The organism is Terrabacter sp. P5_B1 (assembly GCF_056400505.1).
The window spans coordinates 1-1,410 of record NZ_JBFULD010000549.1 but is presented as its reverse complement, the minus strand read 5'-3'; the positions used below and the strand labels follow the sequence as shown (position 1 = coordinate 1,410).

2 protein-coding genes are annotated in these 1,410 nt (G+C 70.2%); one reads left to right on the top strand and one right to left on the bottom strand.

What is annotated here, in order from left to right; translation table 11 throughout:
- Positions 1–171 (bottom strand): DeoR family transcriptional regulator (locus tag AC1DP0_RS21875; RefSeq protein WP_478088685.1); only part of this gene is annotated, 171 nt, incomplete at its 3' end.
- 163 nt (positions 172–334) lie between these two features.
- Between AC1DP0_RS21875 and AC1DP0_RS21870 the strand changes: the two genes are divergently transcribed.
- A complete protein-coding gene (locus AC1DP0_RS21870) occupies positions 335–1,408 on the top strand; it encodes a sodium:calcium antiporter (protein ID WP_478088683.1) in 1,074 nt (357 codons plus the stop codon).
- Positions 1,409–1,410: the final 2 nt, after the last annotated feature.

Genomic DNA, 1,410 nt, shown 5'->3' with positions numbered 1-1,410 from the left:
GAGCGGCGCCGCGCCGCCGTGGACCCGACGCACGAGCCCGGCGTCGGAGAGCTCGGCCAGGTCGCGGCGGATCGTGGCGGCGGAGACGCCGAGGCGCACGACGAGATCCTGCACCGAGACGGCTCCGTCCCGAAGCTCGTGGGTGATGGCCCGATGCCGCGTGTAGCGCACACCAGCACAGTGACACACCGATGATCGGAAATGCGCGTTGTTGCGCGGGTCTTGCACGTTTCGCAACCTTGGGCCGGCTCGTAGTCGCCCGGCTCGCAGTGGCCACCACGCGGCATACGCCCGCTTTGAGGTTGTTCACAAGATGCGTCCATACGGTGCAAAGGTGAACCTGCTGCCTCACCTGCCCCTGTGGACCGAGCTGCTCATCTTCCTCGCCAGTGCCGGCGTGATCTGGGTCGCCGGGATCCCACTGTCGAACTACACCGACATCCTGGCCGACCGGCTCCACCTGGGGCAGGCGCTGGGCGGGCTCATCCTGCTGGCCGTGGCGACCAACCTCCCCGAGATCGCCATCACCTACAGCGCCGCCGCAGGCGGCCACCTCGACATCGCGGTGAGCAACATCCTCGGTGGCATCGCGATCCAGACCGTGGTCCTCGTCGCGCTCGATGCGTTTGGCGTGCGCGAACGTCGGCCCCTGACCTACCAGGCCGCGAGCCTCACGCTCGTCATCGAGGGCGCGGTCGTGCTCGCGGTCCTCGTGGTCGTCATCATGGGCACGCAGCTGCCCAAGGACCTCGTCGTCGCCCGGCTCTCGCCCGACGTCGTGCTCATCGCGATCGTGTGGGTGGTCGGGCTGATGCTCACCCAGCGCGCCGGGACCAAGCTGCCGTGGTCCAACAGCGGCGAGGCGCCCGACAGCCAGCCGAAGCCTCGCGGCCACTCGCAGGAGGCTCGGTCGGCCGAGGCCACCCGTCGCGGCGTCAGCACCACCCGCGTCGTCCTGGTCTTCGGCGCCGCCGCCCTGGCCACCCTCGTCGCCGGGGCACTCGCCGAGGAGAGCGGATCCGCGGCCGCCGACCAGGTCGGCCTGTCCGGCGTTCTCTTCGGGGCCACCGTCCTCGCGGCCGCGACGTCCCTGCCGGAGCTCAGCACCGGGCTCACCGCGGTGCGACAGGGCGACTACAAGCTGGCCTTCGGCGACATCTTCGGCGGCAACGCGTTCCTGCCCGTGCTGTTCCTGCTCGCGGTCCTCGTCTCCGGCAAAGCGGTCCTGCCCAACGCGCACGCCGCCGACATCTACCTCACCGGCCTCGCTGCTCTCCTGACGATCGTCTACATGGCGGGCCTCGTCTTCCGCCCGGCCAGGGAGCACGCCCGCCTCGGGATCGACAGCATCGCGGTCCTCGTGCTCTACCTCGTCGGCGTCATCGGACTCGTCGTGCTCCCCCAATAGCC